Consider the following 17779-nt stretch of genomic DNA (forward strand, 5'->3'; position numbering starts at 1 on the left):
AGCAGCAGACGCTCAAGCCTGCGGCTCATCCCCACCCGAGGTCAGCAGCGGAATGCTGCCTTCCGAGCCTGCACCCAGCAGCCCCACGCGGGTGTAGATGCCCAGCTTCTGCCGCGTGTCCTGGATGTCCAGGTTGCGCATCGTCAGCTGGCCGATGCGGTCGGCGGGGGTGAAGGCGCCTTCCACCTTTTCCATGCTCAGCCGCTCGGGCTGGTAGGTCAGGTTCTCGCTCACCGTGTCCATGATGGAGTAGTCGTTGCCGCGGCGCAGTTCCAGCGTCACTTCGCCGGTGATGGCGCGGGCCACCCAGCGCTGGGCCGATTCACGCAGCATCATGCATTGCGGGTCGAACCAGCGGCCCTGGTACAGCAGGCGGCCCAGCTTGCGGCCGTTGACGCGGTACTGCTCGATGGTGTCTTCGTTGTGGATGCCGGTCACCAGCCGCTCGTAGGCGATGTGCAGCAGCGCCATGCCCGGGGCTTCGTAGATGCCGCGGCTCTTGGCTTCGATGATGCGGTTCTCGATCTGGTCGCACATGCCGAGGCCGTGGCGGCCGCCGATGCGGTTGGCCTCTTCGAACAGCGCCACCGCATTCGCGAAGGTCATGCCGTTCAGCGCCACCGGCACGCCTTCCTCGAAGCGCACGCTCACCGTCTCGGCCTTCACCGCCACGTCGTCGCGCCAGAAGGCCACGCCCATGATGGGCTTGACGATGTTCATGCCGGCGTTCAGGAACTCCAGGTCCTTGGCCTCGTGCGTGGCGCCCAGCATGTTGCTGTCGGTGCTGTAGGCCTTCTCGACGCTCATCTTGTAGTCGAAGCCGTTGGCGATGAGGTATTCGCTCATCTCCTTGCGGCCGCCCAGCTCGTCGATGAAGGTCTGGTCCAGCCAGGGCTTGTAGATGCGCAGCGCCGGGTTGGCCAGCAGGCCGTAGCGGTAGAAGCGCTCGATGTCGTTGCCCTTGTAGGTGCTGCCGTCGCCCCAGATGTTGACGCCGTCTTCACGCATGGCCACCACCAGCGCGGTGCCGGTCACGGCCCGGCCCAGCGGCGTGGTGTTGAAGTAGGTGGCGCCGCCGGTGGAGATGTGGAAGGCGCCGCACTGGATGGCGGCGATGCCTTCGGCCACCAGCTGCGGGCGGCAGTCGATCAGGCGGGCGATGTCGGCGCCGTAGGCCTTGGCCTTGCGCGGAATCTCTTCGTAGTCGCTCTCGTCGGGCTGGCCCAGGTTGGCCGTGTATGCGCAGGGGATGGCGCCCTTGGCGCGCATCCAGTGCACGGCGGCGCTGGTGTCCAGGCCGCCCGAGAAGGCGATGCCGACGCGCTCGCCGGCGGGAAGGTTTTGCAGGATGGTCGCGGCCACGATGGTCTTTCGAGGGTGGAGCTGGGAATTCGGAAAACCCTCAAGTCTAGGCGCTGCGCTCAGCCGGCTTGATCGCGCATGCGCGATCAAGGTTGAGCAAGCGGGTTGGCGGCGTTGGATGTTGGGTACTTTTTGCCAGTCAGTGCAGCCCTGTGATGACAGTTGTTCGATATAAAGTACAAAGATTCCATTTTGGAGGACGACTTTGGGGCACATCAAGCAAATCGGGCTCAATCTCAGCCTGCTGAGGCGGGAAAGAGGTCTGTCTATCAGCGGGCTCGCCGAACTCAGTGGCGTCGCCAAATCGACGCTCTCCAGCCTCGAGTCGGGAGAGGGTAATCCGACCGTTGAGACGCTGTGGGCGACGGCGGACGCGTTGGGGGTGACGTTCGGGCGGCTTGTGCAGGAGGCGCAGGCCCATGGCCAAGGGGCTGATGGCCTCTCTGCCGAACTGAAAGGCGAGGGCTCGACCGTTCGATTAATCGAACGAAGCCAGTCGGATGACGACCTGCCGGTGGTTGAGGTGTACGCCGTGGAATTGGCGGCGGGCTACCGCCGCGAAGCCGAGCCCCATACACAGGGCGTGCAAGAGCGCGTGACTGTGTTGTCGGGCGCACTTCTGGTGGGCACCCTGGCTCGGCCTGTGCTGCTGCGCGCAGGTGAGACGCTGGTTTTTGCAGCAGACGTGCCGCACATCTACGCAGCGCATTCGGCGGCCAAAGCCCTGGTGGTGGTGCAGTACCCGCCAGGTCTGGCAGGCATCGACAGCGCGCTGCGCACGGTGGACTGGCCCGGCGATGCTCGTCTCCTGGAAGGCGCCGGCGCGCTGGTGGATCGACTGTTGATCGACACGTCCAACGGGTTGTGCGGTGGGCGCTTGCGATTTCGCGGTGCACCGCTGGATCGAGCTGCCGCGCTGAAGCCGCTGCTGGGCCTGGTGGGCGCGCGTCAACCAGAGCATCGGTGGCCTGTCATGGCGTTCGCAGACACCGATGCCGACGGCGCCTTCGTCGCAGCCCTGCCATTGTTGGCGACGTCGGCTTTTTCCCTGCGTGAATCGCGCATGCAAACCATGTCGCCCATTTGGGCTGCGGCGCAACGTCTGTCGGCATGGGCCGAAGCACCTGCGCGCCAACTGACCGCCGATGAGCGCGATTCGGCGTTATGCCACGTCGGCGGTGCGTCGATGTTGCTGGAGTCGCTGGGCGTGGAGGTGCTGCTGCAGCGCGGCCAGAGGCTCGTGCCGACCCGCGTTGGCGCTGCCGCCACTGTCACCTCGCCCCGTGTTGGCAAACTCGCTTCCAACGACGCTGTTGAGGATGGCTCCTTCTCCAGCCGTATCGACGTTGCTCACTACGACGCGTATGAACTGCTGCACCCCGCCTATGCCCGGCAGGTGGTTGCGATGGCGCAGGACATCCAGGAGTTTGTCCCCCAGGCTGAGCCGCTGCAGACACTGGACGTCGGGACTGGACCCGGCTTGCCTTTGCTGATGCTCAAGGAGTTGTTGCCCCACCTTCAGACCTTGGCGGTGGAGCCTGATCCGGTGGCCTTTGGGTGCCTCGTGCACAACGTGCGTGGCCATCGCGGGATCGAACTGCACCAAGGTGATTTCCTGTCCATGGAGCTGCCTGCAGCCAGCCTCAGCGTCGTGACTTCCACGGGTGCGTCACACCACTTCAACACCGCATTCATGCTGCAGAAGGCGATGACGCTGCTGCAGCCAGGGGGTGTGCTGGTGGTCGCCGACGAGTTTCTGCCTGCTTTTTCCAGCGCCCTTGAGCGGCAGGCGGGTTTGGTGCGGCATCACGGCGCGTACCTCGTGGCGATGATGGCTTGGCTGGGCCCGTGCTGGCCCTCGCAGGATGACGCCGCCGGACGCCTTTACCGCGATGTGCGGCGCACGCTGACGGATGCCCTGCTCTGGGTGGAGGGCGGGCGTACGGCGCAAGCCGTTGAGCTGTGCCGCAGCCTGGCGCCACGCCTGCACGCCGTGGCGAGCCCTTCTGCTCAGGGCGATCTGCTGGGGGCAGTGCTGCGCTTCTTCCGTCTTGAATGGCAGGCCATGGTGGCCGGGTTCGACTATGAGGTAGAACGCAAGACACACCCCCGCCACTTTCTCGCCCTGGCCCGGATGGCCGGTTTCACCCTGTTGCGCCACCGGCGCTTGTTCGCCACGACGGGCCACGACGACATGGGCGGTGGTACGCACCTCTTCACCTTCACCAAGCCAAAGGATGCCGATGGTCACGCCTGAGCGGGCCGGGATGCGCCAGAGCGCGGGCTTTCGTGGGCTGGTGGCCAGCTTGCCCATCGTCACCGGCTATCTGCCGGTCGCGTTCTCGTTCGGGTTGGCGGCGTTGCAGGCCGGGCTGCCGGCGTCCACGGCCTTGCTGATATCCGCGCTGGTGTTTGCGGGCGGCAGCCAGTTCGTCATGGTCGGTTTGCTGTCAGGCGGGGGCGGTCTGTTGACGGTATTGCCCACGGTGATGCTGATGAACGCACGGCACCTGCTGTACGGCGCGCCGGTTGCTGCCTTGCTGCCCGCTGGCCAGCCCCGGCCACCGGCGCCGGCCCTGGCCTTCGGTTTGACCGACGAAGTCTTCGCAACGGCCATCAGCCAGTTGCCGCAGGTAGGCCCCGCAGACCGTGCGCGGTGGCTGATCGGCCTGCAGTTGGGCGCTTATGCCGGCTGGCTGGCTGGGACCGCCTCAGGACTGGCCATGGGGGTGCAACTCGTCGCGCAGCTGCCTTTGCTGGCCGACATGCTGGCTTTTGTGCTGCCAGGCTTGTTCCTGGCGCTCATGCTGGGCCTGGGGGCTGGGTGGTTGGTGCCTGCCTCCTGCGCCGTCGTCGTGACTTGCCTGCTGTTGCCGCGGTTGCCGGGCGCTGTCGTCGTGCCGCTGGCGATGCTTGCTGGGGCTGCTGCCGGTGCCTGTGTACAGCGAAAGGAGGGATCCGGTGTCGTGGCCTGATGGCATCGACTGGACGGTGCTGGCCTGCGGTGCCGGCACGCTGTTGTTGCGTACCCTGCCATTCATCGCACAGCGGCGTTCCCCCACTCCGTGGGCCAGTTCCCTGGCTCGGTGGTGGTCCGCGTTCACGACGGCCATCGGGCCGTCGGCATTGGGCACGTTGTTGGTGGTCAGCGTGTGGCCGCTGGCCCGCGGCCATGAACAGCGGCCTGACGAGGCGGCTGTGGCGGTGGCCGTCGGCCTGCTGGCCGTCTGGGTCACAAGGGCGCGTCTGGGCGGCTTGGTGGGGGCAATGCTGGCAGGTGCGCTGGTGTACGGTGTGACCAAAGCACTGCTGAATGCCTTCTGAGCTGAGGCCCATTTTTCGCACGCCGAGTCGTCATCGCGACAGGTGCTGGCGTCCGGGTCGCGTGTACTCTTGCTTTCCTGCGCTCACTTGACACATGCCCATGCCAATACCCCAGGTCGAGATCATCGAAGAAGGCACCGGCACCGACACCATCGTGATGGTGCACGGCTGGCCAGACACCCACCACCTGTGGGACGCGCAGGTGGCCGCCTTCAAGGGCCGGTACCGCTGCGTGCGCTTCACGCTGCCGGGCTTCGACATCAGCCGCCCGATTTCGCGCGCCTACAGCCTGGACGAGGTCATCGGCGCCATCGCCGCGGTGGTGGACCGGGTGAGCCCGGGCAGGCCGGTGATCCTGCTGGTGCACGACTGGGGCTGCTTCTACGGCTACCAGTACCTGGCGCGCCACCCGCAGCGGGTGCAGCGGCTGATCGGCGTGGACATCGGCGATGCCGGCTCACGCGCCAACCTGCAGGAGATGGGCACCAAGGGCAAGCTGGGCGCGATGGCCTACCAGCTCACGCTGGCCAGCGCCTGGAAGCTGCGCGGCAGCGTGGGCGACGCCATCGCCCGGCGCACCGCCAAGCTGTTCCGCGCCCCGGCGCCGCAGGAACGCATCGGCGCGCAGATGGGCTACCCCTATGCCGTGCAGTGGTTCAAGGAGGCTGGCGGCTTCGGCCGCCCCAAGGCCTTTGCGCCCAGCTGCCCGATGCTGTTCTTCTACGGCGAGCGCAAGCCCTTCATGTTCCACAGCAAAGCGTGGCTGCAGAAGCTGGCCGCCCAGCCGGGCAACCGTGTGGTGGGCCTGCCCACCGGCCACTGGGTGATGGTGGGCCGGCCGGCCGAGTTCAATGCAGCGGTGCTCGAGTGGCTGGCCGCGCCGGTGTCGGCCGCGGCGGCGGGGCCGGCGGCGGCAAGCCACGCCCCTTCGCCTTGAGCGCCCGCGCCTCGATCGTCAGGTGCAGCAGCGTGGCCAGCGCCAGCGGCACCAGGTAGTACATCGCGCGGTAGATCAGCAGCGAAGCCAGCAGCTCACCGGCCGGAATGCGGTCGGACAGCAGGGTGACGAACACCGCCTCCAGCACGCCCAGGCCGGCGGGCACGTGCGTGACCACGCCGGCGATGGCGGCAATGAGCAGCACGCCCAGCACCGTGGGGTAGCCGATGCGCTGGTCGAGCAGCGTCCACACCATGGCGCCCATCAACATCCAGTTGGTGCAAGACATCACCAGCTGCAGCAGCGCCATGCGCCCGGTGGGCAGCGGCAGCTCATGCCCGCGCACCACCAGCAGCCGCCGCTTCGAGGCAAAGCAGGCCAGCAGGTAGCCCGCCGCGGCCAGCAGCAAGGCCCCACCCAGCCACTGCAGCGGCGGCCCGGCGATGCGCCACTCGGCCGGCACTTCCAGCAGGCCCGAGGCGAACACCGCGCCCGCCAGCACCAGGTAGCCCAGCCAGTTGGTGAGCATGCTGATGCCCAGGATGCGGCCGATGCGGGCGTTGTCCAGCCCCAGCCGCGAGTACAGCCGGAAGCGGAAGGCCACGCCCCCCACCAAAGAGCCCAGGTTGAGGTTGAAGGCGTAGCTGATGAAGGTGGTGAGCATCACCTGCCGCGCAGGCAGCCGGTGGCCGGTGTAGTGCCGGCCCAGCAGGTCGAAGCTGCTGTACAGCAGATGGCTGGCGATGCCCAGGCCGGCCGCCAGCAGCAGCGCGGGCAGCGGGTGGTTGGCCGCCGCCTGCCACACCTGCGCCCAGTCGATGGTGCGGGCCTGCTTGAACAGCAGCCACACCACCAGGCTGAAGAAGGCCAGCGTGGCGATGCGCCGCGCCCAGGGCCACCAGGCGCGGGCGGTGATGCCCCGGCCCTTCGGTTGGTCCATCAGCGAGCCCCGGCTACAGCCGCAGCGGCGCCACCGTCGGCCGCGTGAGTTGCGGCAGCCGCGGCGCCCAGCGCGGAAACTTGCGGATGAAGTGGAAGACCACGTAGCTGCGGATCATCGACCACAGGCTGGGCGGGTCGATCTGGCTGGCGTCCACTTCCTTGCAGGCGTTGTCCATCAGGTGCTTCAGGCGGCCGTGCAAGGTGCCGTTGAAGTCGCGGTCGCGGATGACGACGTTGGCCTCCAGGTTGAGCGAGAGGCTCAGCGGATCGAGGTTGCTGGAGCCCACGGTGGACCATTCGTCGTCCACCAGCGCCACCTTGCCGTGCAGCGGCCGTTCGCAGTACTCGAAGATGCGCACGCCGGCCTTCAGCAGGTTGGCATACAGCGTTTCCGCGGCTGCCTTGGCGATGGGCATGTCGGGCTCGCCCTGCAGGATCAGCACCACCTCCACGCCGCGGCGCGCCGCATTGCGCAGCTCGCGGATGAAGCGGTAGCCCGGAAAGAAGTAGGCGTTGGCGATGACCACCCGCTCGCGCGCCGAGCGGATGGCCGCGCGGTAGTGGCGTTCGATGTCGGTGGTGTGGTCGCGGTTGTCGCGCGTGATGAACAGGGCCTGGGCCTCGCCCGCCGGGTCCAGCGCCTTCTCCGCCTCGGGCTTGGCGCGGCGCAGCCAGCGGCGGCTGGGCTGCACCACCCGCGCCGCGGCCTTGGTGAAGGCGTAGATGTGGCCGACGATGGGGCCGTGCACCTCCACCGCATAGTCCTGCTTGGCCTCGGGGCCGTAGTCGGCCAGGTGGTCGGCCGAATAGTTGATGCCGCCCACGAAAGCCTGCTTGCCGTCGATCACCACGATCTTGCGGTGCATGCGGCGCAGCATGTTGCGCCGCCAGCCGAGGATGGGCGGTGCGGGGTCGAACACATGCAGCTCGACGCCGGCTTCGCGCAGCGGGTCGGTGAAGGCGGGCGTCAGGTCGGGCGAGCCGAAGCCGTCGATCAGCAGATGCACCTTGGCACCGTTGCGCGCGGCGCTGAGCAGGGCTTCATGCAGGCCCCGGCCCACCTTGTCGTCGAACAGGATGAAGGTCTCGACGTAGACCTCCTGCTGCGCAGAGGCGATGGCCTCGAACACGCGGGGGTAGAAGCCCTCGCCGTTCTCCAGCAGCTCGAAGCGGTTGCCCGCCACCCAACGATTGCTCATACCGCGATCTCCGCCGCCAACGGCGCATGGTCCGACAGGTGGTTCCAGGGCTTCTTGGGCAGGATGATGGGCGCATGCACACGCGCATTGCGCACGTAGATGCGGTCCAGCTGCAGCATCGGGAAAGCCGCCGGAAAGCTGCGCGCCGAAGCGCCGGTGGCATGGGCATACACCTCGCGCAGGCCGGCCCGCGCCAGGATGCCGTGGGCGCGCACGCGCCAGTCGTTGAAGTCGCCGGCCACCACCACCGGCGCGTCGTCCGGGATGCGCTTGTGCATCATCTGGCACAGCAACTGCAGCTGCTTGACGCGGTGGCGCTCCTGCAGCCCCAGGTGTACGCAGATGGCATGCAGGCGGCGCCCATCGGTCAGCTTGAGCACGCAGTGCAGCAGGCCGCGCTTCTCGGGCCCGGCAATCGACACGTCCAGGTTCTCGTAGTGCTCGATCGGGTACTTGGACAGCACCGCGTTGCCGTGGTGGCCGTGCGGGTACACCGCGTTGCGGCCGTACGCGAATTCGGGCCAGATCTCATCGGCCAGGAACTCGTAGTGCGGCGCCTCGGGCCAGCCGGCCCAGCGCGTGGAGTGGCGGGTGTGCGTGCCCAGCACTTCCTGCAGGAACACGACGTCGGCGGACACGTTGCGCACCGCCTCGCGCAGCTCATGCAGGATGAACTTGCGGTTGAAGAAGGTGAAACCCTTGTGGGTGTTGACCGTCAGCACGCGGGTGGTCACCGCCTGGGTGGCGGTGCCCGGTGCCTGGTCGGCAGGAGCTTCGGCCAGGGCGCTCATCGGTGCGTGGCAGGGGTGGTAACCATCCCCCGATTTGTACCGACGCGCCCCTGTGCAAGCTGTAGGAGAGCGCGCCGCGCGCGCGTGGCGAAGCGCCGAATCAGCGCGCGGCGGTGCGCACCGGCGCTGCGGCGCCGCGTGCAAACAAGGTGTGCAGCGGTCGGGTTTCAGGCAGCACGTACACCACGCTCCGGCCGCGGCCCAGCACCGGGGCGATCACGCTTTCATAAAAGGCCACCGGCACCACCACGCAGCCCAGCGACACCCGGCGGTCGGCCAGCCGGGTCGAGGCCAGCCGCTGCTCGCGCGCCTGCTTCGAGGGGCCGGGCCGCAGCCGGTGGATGGCGAAGGCCGCTTCGTAGTCCAGCCACACGATGTCTTCGCCCTGCACGTTGCGGCCGGGCTCAGCCTCGAAGCGGCCGGCCGGCGTGGTGCGCTCCTGCGGCGCCATCGTGCCCTGCTGGGCACGCTGGCCCACGCCGGGCGTGCTGTCGTCGCCCGGTGCCAGCCCCAGCAACACGGGCGTGCGGGCGATGGGCCGGCCACGGCCATCGAACACGCTGAGCATGGCCTGCTGCTTGTCGACGATGGCGAAGGGCAGTCCACGGTGGTCGAAGGCCTCGACGATGTGCTGCCAGGCTTGGTCGGTGGCAGGGCTGCTTGCCGACGGCGAACCGGAGGGGCGGGTGTGCGCCAGCACGCAAGGGCTGGCGGCGGCGGCCAGCAGGGCGCTGAGGGCAAAGGTAAGCGAGCGGCGGTGCACCAAGGACATCTGGCTTTCCACGGGGGCTGTGCGAACAGTGCCTATCGGCACCGCGCCGCATGGTACCCAGCGGAAAGCGGATGTAACTCAGGGAAAAGACCGCACTTGGCCGCTGTTTCACTGTCCGTCTACGGGTCAACCCGGAGGCGTCACCGGTGCGCGGACGGCGGTGTGGCGGGCCTGCACGTCGTACGACTGAAACACCGCTTGCACCGGCCGCGTCTCAGGCAACACATAGATCACGGCCTTGCCCTGGCGGAAAAGCGGCTCGATCTGCGCTTCAAAAAACGCCACCGGCACGTTGATGCAGCCGTAGGAGATGCGGTTGTCCGCCGGCGTGGGGCTGGCCAGCCGCTGCAGCCGGCGCTCGGCCGCCACCAGCGGACGCACACGGTGCATGGAAACGGCGGCGTCGTAGTCCACCCACACCACGTCTTCGCCGGTGGCGTTGCTGCCGCGTTCGCCGATGAAGCGGCCCGCGGGCGTGGTGCGCTCTTCGGGTTTGACCAGCGGTATAGGCCGATCGCCAATGCCGGGCACCGAGTCGTCGCCCTTGGCGGCGCCCAGCAGCACCGGCGTGCTGCCGGACAGGCGGCCCTGTGCGTCGAACACGTAGACGCGGGCATCGGCCTTGTCGACGATGACGAAGGGCCGGTCGCCATGGTCGCCGGCATCCACCGACCAGTTGGCCACGTGGCGTGCGTCGGGTGAAGGTTGCTGGTCGCCGAAGTCGGCCAGCCGGGGCTCCGGCAACCCCGCCGGCAGGGGCAGCGTGCCGGGCGCGGTGTGGCTGGCCATCGCCAGCAGGGTGGGCGCCGGGTCGTGCGCGGGCAGCAGGTCGAGCGCGCGGCCTACCGGCGGCAGCGTGAGCACCAGCACGGCGGCGGCCACCAGCAGGCCGCGTTGCACGCCTTCCACCACCTCGCAGCGGGGGCGGGCGTCGGTATCCGCGGCGGGCAGCGTGGGGCGCAGGCGGCCAGCCGCCGTGTCAGCCGGTCGCAGGCGCGGTGCGGCTGCGGATGGAAGCGCGGCAGGGTCGGGGCGTGGGGTCGGCTTCATCGCGTGTTCCCGGCACATGGCAACAAGGGAGCCGCGACGTCGACGCCGGGCTCCCGCCTTCTCAAGCCCGGCGCGCCACGGGGCGCTGCCGGGGTCACCGCATCATCAGTTGCGGTCGGCGCGGGCCGGGCGCTGGCCGTTCATCGTGCCCATGTTGCTGTTGGACGAGTTGTCCATCGTGCTGCCCGAGGTCGAACCCGAGGTGCTGCCGCTGTTGTTCATGGTGCCGGTGCTGGAGCCCGTTGCACCCGTGCCACCGTTGGTGACCTGGTTGCTGTTGTTTTCCTGCGTGCCGGTGCCGCGCGGGTTGGTGTTGCTGTTCATCGTGCCCGCGTCGGTACGGGCGCTGGGGGCGGCGGTGGAGCCGCTGGTGGTGCCACTGGTCGTGGAGCCGCTGGACATGCTGTTGTTCGGCTGCGTGCCGTTCTGGCTGCCGCTGCTCATCTGGCTGTTGGTGGTACCGGGCGTGGAAGTGGCAGAACCCTGGGCCACTGCCAGGCCGAAAGAGCCTGCCAGCGCGGCGGCGGCGATGATCGCGGTGATCGATTGCTTGGTGCTCATGTCCGTACTCCTAGTGGTGGTGAAGGCCTGTGTCCGGCCTGGAATCACTCTAGGAGTCCCGGTCAAGCGGGTCCGTCGGCCGCCTGCGCCGACGGTTGTAGGACAGCAGGACCGCGTTGGCGGGGGTGCCGATGACCGCCGATTACCGGTGGATACGGTGTATCGGCAGGGGCCGGCACGCGGGCCGCGTCAGTGCCGCTTGGCCAGGCGCGAGAGCATGCTGGCCACCTGGGTTTCGGCGGCCACGGACAGTTCCAGCGGCGAACGGCACAGCCCCGAATGCTCGTAGTGCAGGTTCTCGTACAGCTCGGCGGTGGCCGGGTGGGCGGCCAGCACCGCATCCAGCGCCTGCTGCGGCAGGCCGTCTTCCTGCAGCAGCGCTTTCAGCCGCGCCACCAGCTGCTGGTACTGCGACGGCGATGCGGAGCCAGGCTGGTTCTCCAGCCGTTCCAGCAGGCGGGCCAGCGCGATGATGGTTTCCAGGCGGGCCCGCAGCTCGGCCGAGCGGGCGGGAGAAGAGCTAGAAGAGGCGGCCATTGATGCGTCCTTGCGGTGGTGAGTGGGGCCGGAAACACCGGCCATGCACACCAACTGCGGGCAGGGCGCGTGAGTTCAAGGTATGAAGTCAGTCTGCACCGCTCTCCGCGGCTATCTGGCGCAGCACCTGCAGATACACCTCCGGCGGCTGGCCGCCCTCCAGCAGGTGGCGGTGGTTCACCACCACCGATGGCACCGCCCGTATGCCTTGCGCCTGCCAGTACTGCTCGGCCTCGCGCACCTCGTCCGCATACTCGCCGCTGGCCAGCACCTCGCGGGCTGCTTCGGGGTCCAGGCCTGCCTGCCCGGCCACGTCCACCAGCACCTCGTGGTCCGACGGGTTGCAGCCCTGGGTGAAGTAGGCGGCCAGCAGGCCCTTCTTCAGCGCCAGCTGCAGCGTGGTGTCGGGCTGCAGGCCCGCCCAGTGCAGCAGCCGGTGGGCGTCGAAGGTGTTGTAGATGCGGGTGCGCTCACCCATGTTGAAGTTGAAGCCCACCTGCTCGCCCCGCTGGCGGATGGTCTCTCGGTTGGCGGCGTTCTGGTCGGCGCCGGTGCGGTACTTGCGCGTCAGGTGCTCGTTGATGTCTTCGCCTTCGGGCGCCATGTCGGGGTTGAGCTCGAAGGGCTGGAAGTGCAGGTCCACCGCGATCTCACCCTCCAGCTCGGCCAGCGCCGATTCGAGCGAGGTGAGGCCGATGGCGCACCACGGGCAGGAGACGTCGGAGACGAAATCGATCTTCATGGGGCAGGGCGTCGCAAGTCAGCAATCCACGTATTGCATCACCGTTGCGCAAGACCACTATCCTTGCGCGCCATGCGACTCCTGTTGGTGGAAGACGACCGAATGATCGGCAGCACGCTGCGCCAGGCGCTGCGGCTGGAAGGGCATGCCGTGGACTGGGTGTACGACGCGCGCGCCGCGCTGCACACGCTGGGCAGCGAGGCCTTTGCGCTGGTGCTGCTGGACCTGGGCCTGCCCGAGCCCGAGCGCCTGGGCAGCGGCTTGGACGTGCTGCGCCAGATGCGCGCCCGTGGCGACCTGACGCCGGTGATCGTGCTCACCGCGCGCGACGCGCTGGAAGACCGCGTGGCCGGGCTGGACGCCGGCGCCGACGACTACCTGGTCAAGCCCTTCGAGCTGGACGAACTGGCCGCCCGCATGCGCGCCGTGCTGCGCCGCCATGCCGGCCGCGCCGCGCCGGTGCTGCAGCATGAAGGCATCACGCTGGACCCGGCCACGCGGCAAGTGGCGCGTGACGGCGCGCCGGTGCTGCTGTCGGCGCGCGAATTCGCCTTGCTGGAGGCGCTGATGGCGCGGCCCGGCGCCATCCTGTCGCGCCAGCAGCTCGAGGACAAGCTCTACGGCTGGGGCGAAGAGGTGGAGAGCAACACCGTCTCGGTCTACATCCACCAGCTGCGCCGCAAGCTGGGCGCGGATGTCATCCGCACCATGCGCGGCCTGGGCTACTACCTCGGCCGGCGTGGCGAAGCGGCCGCGCCCGAGGCCGAGGCATGAGGTCGATCCGCGCGCGCCTGCTGGCTTCGCTGCTGGGCGCGCTGCTGCTGGCGGTGCTGGTGATGGCCGGCGTGACCTACCGCAATGCCTTGCACGAGACCGAAGCGCTGTTCGACTACCAGCTGCAGCAGATGGCGCTGTCCTTGCGCGACCAGGGCGAGATCGCGCCTGGCGGCGCCAATGCCGACCTCGACTTCGTGGTGCAGATCTGGTCGGTGGACGGTCGCGCGATCTATGCCTCGCGCCCGCACCCGGCGCTGCCCACGCGCGCCATCCTGGGCCTGGCCGACGTGCAGGTGGGCAACCAGACCTGGCGCACCTACAGCGTGGCCACCTTCACCCGCGTGATCCAGGTGGCGCAGCCACGGCAGATCCGCGAGCGCGTGGCCGCCGACGCCGCCTGGCGCGCGGTGCTGCCGCTGCTGCTGATCGCGCCGGTGCTGGCGCTGGCCGTGGGCTGGCTGGTGCAACGATCGCTGGCCCCCTTGCAGCGCCTGTCGCGCGAGGTGAAGCTGCGTGACGCCGAATCGCTGGCCCCGCTGCCCGACGACGGCCTGCCCGACGAGGTGGCACCGTTGGTGGGCAGCCTGAATGCGCTGCTGCAGCGGCTGGGCGCCGCCTTCGACACCCAGCGCGCCTTCGTGGCCGACGCGGCGCACGAGCTGCGCTCGCCGCTCACCGCACTGAAGCTGCAGGTGCAGCTGCTGGGCCGGGTGCGCGACGAGGCCGCCCGCGCCGAAGCCACCGCCGCGCTGGCCGCCGGGGTGGACCGCGCCACGCGCCTGGTGGAGCAGCTGCTCACGCTGGCCCGCAACGAGCCCGGCAGCCGCCAGCCCACGCTCAAGCCGCTGGACCTGGGCGCGCTGGTGCAGCAGGCGCTGGCCGACAGCGCCACGCTGGCCCTGGCGCGTGGCAGCACGCTGGCGCTGGACGCGGCGCCGGGCCTGGTGGTGCAGGGCGACAACGCCGGCCTGACCGCGCTGGCCCGCAACCTGGCCGACAACGCGCTGCGCCACAGCCCGCCCGGCGCCACGGTGCAGGTGAGCGTGCAGCGTGAAGGCGATGCCGCGGTGCTGACGGTGGACGACAGTGGTCCTGGCATCCCCGAGCCCGACCGCGCCCAGGCCTTCGACCGCTTCTGGCGGCGCGAGCCGGCGCATCAGGGCATGGAAGCGGCGGGTGGCAGCGGGCTCGGGCTGGCCATCGTGAAGGGCGTGGCCGACCGGCATGGGGCGCGGTTGTCGTTGGAGACTTCGCCGTTGGGTGGGTTGCGTGTTGTCTGCGTTTTTCCGCTGGTAGGTGAGGGCTGATGTGCTGGCGCGCTGGGCCAGCGGGGTGCTTACCTCCGGGACTGTCCCCCGGCTTCGACTACGCCGAAGCCTCCTCCTTTATGTCCCTGCGGCAAGCACCCCGCCGGCCCCGGCCTTGGCCACTGCACGGGGTGGATGTGCCGTGGGCTTGCGCAGCGCTTGTGTTGAGTGGCTTCTGCGAAGGGTGTATCGGCCGAGGCGACAGCGAGCCCCAGCGAGAGGGTGGGGTGCTGGGCGCAGGGACATAAAGGAGGAGGCTTCGGCGCAGCCGAAGCCGGGGGACAGTCCCGGAGCTCAGTACCCCGCCCGCTCGCCGCGATCAAGCACATACGGCGCCGCCCAAACCAGCCAGTCTTAATCTTCGCTTCACCCCCGCCTAATCTCCGGCTCACCCCCGCTCTCCATCATTGCCAGCAAGCGGAATCCCCCGCAAAGCCCCGAGCAAGGAGAGCAAGCCATGACCCGAATCAAACCCCTCGTCGGTGCCCTCGCCGCCGCTGGCGTGCTGGCGGGTGCCAGTGCCGGCGCCTTCGGCTTCAAGCTGCCCTGGAACAAGGACGACGCCGCCAACCAGGCGCCCGCCGTCGTCACCGCCCAGGCCAGCCCTGTGGCGGCGGCCATCGCGCCGGCCGCGCCCATCGCGCCCACCAGCGCGCCCAACTTCCGCGCCATCGTGCAGCAGGCCGGCCCGGCCGTGGTCGGTGTCACCGTGGAAGGCATGCGCAAGACCAGCGCCGAAGACGACCCGATGGCCCAGTTCTTCCGCGGCTTCCCGGGCTTCCAGCAGCGGGCGCCGCGCGGTGAGGTGCCGTTCCGCGGCCAGGGCTCCGGCTTCATCGTCAGCGCCGATGGCCTGATCCTGACCAACGCCCACGTGGTGGACGGTGCCAAGGAAGTGACCGTCAAGCTACAGGACCGGCGCGAGTACCGCGCCAAGGTGCTGGGCAGCGACAAGTCCACCGACGTGGCGGTGCTGCGCGTGGATGCGAAGAACCTGCCCACCGTGCGCCTGGGTGATCCGGCGCAGTTGCAGGTCGGTGATCCGGTGCTGGCCATCGGCGCCCCGTACGGCTTCGAGCAGACGGCCACGCAGGGCATCGTCAGTGCCAAGGGCCGCTCGCTGCCGGGGGATGCCTTCGTGCCCTTCATCCAGACCGACGCGGCGGTGAACCCCGGCAACTCGGGCGGTCCGCTGTTCGACGCCAGCGGCAGCGTGGTGGGCATCAATGCGCAGATCTATTCACAGACCGGCGGCTATCAGGGCCTGGCCTTCGCCATCCCCATCAACGTGGCGCTGAAGGTCAAGGACCAGATCGTGGCCACCGGCAGCGCGCAGCATGCGCGGCTGGGCGTGGTCATCCAGGACCTGTCGGCGCCGCTGGCCGAGTCCTTCGGCCTGCCGCGGCCCGATGGCGCGCTGGTGGCCCAGGTGGCGCCCGGCAGCCCGGCGGCATCGGCGGGCCTGAAGGCGGGCGACGTGATCACGCAGATCAACGGCGAGCCGATTGAGCGCTCGGGCTCGCTGTCCAGCCGCATCGGCCTCTCGTCGCCGGGGGACAAGGTCAAGCTGCAGGTGTGGCGTGACAAGGCCTCGCGCGACCTGGAAGTGAAGCTGGCCCGTGCCGACGACCCCGACCAGCAGGCCGCCAATGCCCAGGGCGACGTGGAGCCCGGCAAGCTGGGCCTGGCGCTGCGCCCGCTGAGCCCGCAGGAGCGCCAGCAAAGCGGCCTGCAGGAAGGCCTGGTGGTGGAGCAGGCCGCCGGCCCGGCCGCCCATGCCGGCGTGTCGCCGGGCGACGTGCTGCTGGCCGTCAACGGTCAGCCGGTGCAGTCGATCGATCAGGTGCAGGGCGTGCTGAAGAACAAGCCCAAGAGCGTGGCGCTGCTGATCGAGCGCCAGGGTGAACGCATCTTCGTGCCGGTGAAGCTGGGCTGATACCGCCTGTGGCCGGCCGGCACCTGCCCATCGGGTGCCGGCCGGGCCCCGCTTCTCCTGCCGCGGCGCCTGCTCACACCAGGCGCCGCGGTCTTGTGGGGGGGTGCGGCTTCAGGGCGTCAGGCGTTGCATCAGGCGCCCCGGCGTGGCGGGCCAGCCCACCCGCCCGAACCAGGCACCGCCTGCGGTGGTGAAGGCATTCACCAGCCCGTAGACCACCAGCGCCACACCCTGTGCCAGGAACACGCCGGCCAGCCCGCCCTGCCAGCGCAGCGCCAGCCAGCCGCCCACGCCGGCGATCGTCAGCCGGGCCAGGTTGCCCGCCACCGGCCAGCCCAGCCGCCCCGCGCCCTGCGAGGCGAAGTACAGCACCAGCCCCAGCCCGAAGAAGCCGTACAGCGGCCCCACGGTGCGCAGGTACAGCGCGCCGGCTTCCAGCATGGCCGGGTCGTGGTCGAACAGGCGCAGCCACGCATGCGGCCACAGCGCCGCCGCCACGCCGATGGTTTCGGTGATCAGCACCGCCAGGCCGGCGCCCACCCAGGTGGCGCGCAGGGCCCGCTCACGCTGGCCGGCGCCGATGCAGGTGCCCACCATGGCCACCAGCGGCCCACCCAGGCCGAAGACCAGCGGCACCAGCAGGTACTCCAGCCGCGAAGCGGTGCCGTAGCCGGCGATGGCCGCGGCGCCGAAACGGCCCACCAGCCCGGTGGCGATGGCGATGGCCACGTTGGTGGCCACGGTGGAGATGGCGCCCGCGATGCCCACGCCCAGGATGGCGCGGAACAGCGGCCAGCGCAGCGGCACGCCGCGCCAGGTGGGCCGCAGCAGGCTGCGCGCAGAGCGCAGGTAGGCCAGCAGCGCCACGGTGCCCAGCGCGTAGTACAGCAGCAGTGCCACCGCGCCGCCCGCGATGCCCAGTGCCGGCAACGGCCCCCAGCCGAAGATGAGCGCGGGCGACAGCGGCACCAGCAGCACCGCCCCCACCGAGGTGACGATGGCCGGCACCGCCATGTTGCCGGTGCCGCGGATCACCGCCGCCAGCGCATTGAAGAGCCACACCAGCACCGCGCCGGCGAACACGCAGTTGGAGTACAGCAGGGCCGCCTGCAGCGAGGCGCCGCGCCCGCCCATCTGCCCGTACAGCGCCGGCCCGCCCAGCAGCACCGCCGCCATGAAGGCCAGGCCGAAGCCCAGCGCGATGAGCACCGCATGCAGCACCAGCGCGTTGGCGTCGTCGCGCCGTCGCGCGCCCAGCGCGCGGGCGATGGCCGAGGCGATGCCGCCGCCCATGGCGCCGGAGGACATCATCTGCATCAGCATCACCACCGGGAACACCAGCGCCACGCCGGCCAGCGCATCGGTGCCCAGCTGGCCGATGAAGTAGGTCTCGATCAGGCCCACCGAGGCCTGGGCGAACATCACCAGCACATTGGGTGCGCCCAGCCGCAGCAGGGTGGGGGCGATGGGCCCTTCCAGCAGCGCACGGGTGCGCGGGTCCAGGGCGGCAGCGGGTACGGCTTTTGTCATATGACAACCATC

17 protein-coding genes are annotated in these 17779 nt (G+C 69.5%); 7 read left to right on the plus strand and 10 right to left on the minus strand.

The window, feature by feature from the left end:
- Window positions 1-12: 12 nt before the first annotated feature.
- A complete protein-coding gene (argG, locus tag MW290_RS20580; protein ID WP_250199543.1) occupies window positions 13-1362 on the minus strand; it encodes an argininosuccinate synthase in 1350 nt (449 codons plus the stop codon).
- A gap of 205 nt (window positions 1363-1567) precedes the next feature.
- Between argG and MW290_RS20585 the strand changes: the two genes are divergently transcribed.
- From MW290_RS20585 to MW290_RS20600, 4 genes are all read left to right on the plus strand, one after another.
- Window positions 1568-3619: a helix-turn-helix domain-containing protein gene (locus MW290_RS20585; protein WP_250199544.1), complete on the plus strand. Its 2052-nt coding sequence runs from the start codon at window positions 1568-1570 to the stop codon at window positions 3617-3619.
- Window positions 3606-4337, plus strand: a complete 732-nt coding sequence (locus tag MW290_RS20590) for an AzlC family ABC transporter permease (protein ID WP_250199545.1) — start codon at window positions 3606-3608, stop codon at window positions 4335-4337. The genes MW290_RS20585 and MW290_RS20590 overlap by 14 nt, the downstream gene beginning before the upstream one ends.
- On the plus strand, window positions 4324-4686 hold the full coding sequence (locus MW290_RS20595; RefSeq protein ID WP_250199546.1) for an AzlD domain-containing protein: 363 nt from the start codon (window positions 4324-4326) through the stop codon (window positions 4684-4686). Before MW290_RS20590 ends, MW290_RS20595 begins: the two co-directional genes overlap by 14 nt.
- 100 nt (window positions 4687-4786) lie before the next feature.
- Window positions 4787-5623, plus strand: a complete 837-nt coding sequence (locus MW290_RS20600) for an alpha/beta fold hydrolase (protein WP_250199547.1) — start codon at window positions 4787-4789, stop codon at window positions 5621-5623.
- On the opposite strand, the gene MW290_RS20605 is transcribed toward MW290_RS20600, so the two are convergent.
- The 8 genes from MW290_RS20605 to MW290_RS20640 all read right to left on the minus strand — a co-directional run bounded on the left by MW290_RS20605 (window position 5535) and on the right by MW290_RS20640 (window position 12217).
- A complete protein-coding gene (locus tag MW290_RS20605) occupies window positions 5535-6563 on the minus strand; it encodes a lysylphosphatidylglycerol synthase domain-containing protein (RefSeq protein ID WP_250199548.1) in 1029 nt (342 codons plus the stop codon). The two genes, MW290_RS20600 and MW290_RS20605, sit on opposite strands and share 89 nt — an antisense overlap.
- Before the next feature lie 13 nt (window positions 6564-6576).
- The gene (clsB, locus tag MW290_RS20610; RefSeq protein ID WP_250199549.1) at window positions 6577-7764 is read right to left on the minus strand and encodes a cardiolipin synthase ClsB; all 1188 of its coding nucleotides are present in this window, start codon (window positions 7762-7764) and stop codon (window positions 6577-6579) included.
- Window positions 7761-8555, minus strand: coding sequence for an endonuclease/exonuclease/phosphatase family protein (locus MW290_RS20615; RefSeq protein ID WP_250199550.1), 795 nt, complete (start codon window positions 8553-8555; stop codon window positions 7761-7763). Before MW290_RS20615 ends, clsB begins: the two co-directional genes overlap by 4 nt.
- A 100-nt stretch (window positions 8556-8655) precedes the next feature.
- Entirely contained in the window at window positions 8656-9327 is a 672-nt protein-coding gene (locus MW290_RS20620) for a L,D-transpeptidase (RefSeq protein ID WP_250199551.1), read from the minus strand.
- A 126-nt stretch (window positions 9328-9453) separates the two neighbouring features.
- Window positions 9454-10377, minus strand: a complete 924-nt coding sequence (locus MW290_RS20625; protein ID WP_310740161.1) for a hypothetical protein — start codon at window positions 10375-10377, stop codon at window positions 9454-9456.
- Window positions 10378-10482: 105 nt separating this feature from the next.
- Window positions 10483-10938 (minus strand): hypothetical protein, encoded by a 456-nt coding sequence (locus MW290_RS20630; RefSeq protein WP_250199552.1) that lies wholly within the window; start codon window positions 10936-10938, stop codon window positions 10483-10485.
- Between the two features lie 189 nt (window positions 10939-11127).
- A complete protein-coding gene (locus tag MW290_RS20635; protein ID WP_250199553.1) occupies window positions 11128-11475 on the minus strand; it encodes a hypothetical protein in 348 nt (115 codons plus the stop codon).
- Between the two features lie 88 nt (window positions 11476-11563).
- Window positions 11564-12217 (minus strand): DsbA family oxidoreductase, encoded by a 654-nt coding sequence (locus MW290_RS20640; RefSeq protein ID WP_250199554.1) that lies wholly within the window; start codon window positions 12215-12217, stop codon window positions 11564-11566.
- A 72-nt stretch (window positions 12218-12289) separates the two neighbouring features.
- Here MW290_RS20640 and MW290_RS20645 point away from each other — a divergent pair, with 72 nt between their 5' ends.
- The 3 genes from MW290_RS20645 to MW290_RS20655 all read left to right on the plus strand — a co-directional run bounded on the left by MW290_RS20645 (window position 12290) and on the right by MW290_RS20655 (window position 16237).
- Window positions 12290-12991, plus strand: a complete 702-nt coding sequence (locus MW290_RS20645) for a response regulator (protein WP_250199555.1) — start codon at window positions 12290-12292, stop codon at window positions 12989-12991.
- Entirely contained in the window at window positions 12988-14301 is a 1314-nt protein-coding gene (locus MW290_RS20650; protein WP_250199556.1) for an ATP-binding protein, read from the plus strand. Before MW290_RS20645 ends, MW290_RS20650 begins: the two co-directional genes overlap by 4 nt.
- Before the next feature lie 457 nt (window positions 14302-14758).
- Complete coding sequence (locus MW290_RS20655; protein WP_250199557.1) at window positions 14759-16237, plus strand: Do family serine endopeptidase; 1479 nt, start codon at window positions 14759-14761, stop codon at window positions 16235-16237.
- Between the two features lie 111 nt (window positions 16238-16348).
- Here the strand turns inward: MW290_RS20655 and MW290_RS20660 are convergent, their stop codons facing one another.
- On the minus strand, window positions 16349-17767 hold the full coding sequence (locus MW290_RS20660) for an MATE family efflux transporter (protein ID WP_250199558.1): 1419 nt from the start codon (window positions 17765-17767) through the stop codon (window positions 16349-16351).
- Window positions 17768-17779: the final 12 nt, after the last annotated feature.

The sequence above is a fragment of the Aquincola tertiaricarbonis genome (genome assembly GCF_023573145.1).
GTDB lineage: Bacteria > Pseudomonadota > Gammaproteobacteria > Burkholderiales > Burkholderiaceae_C > Aquincola > Aquincola tertiaricarbonis_B.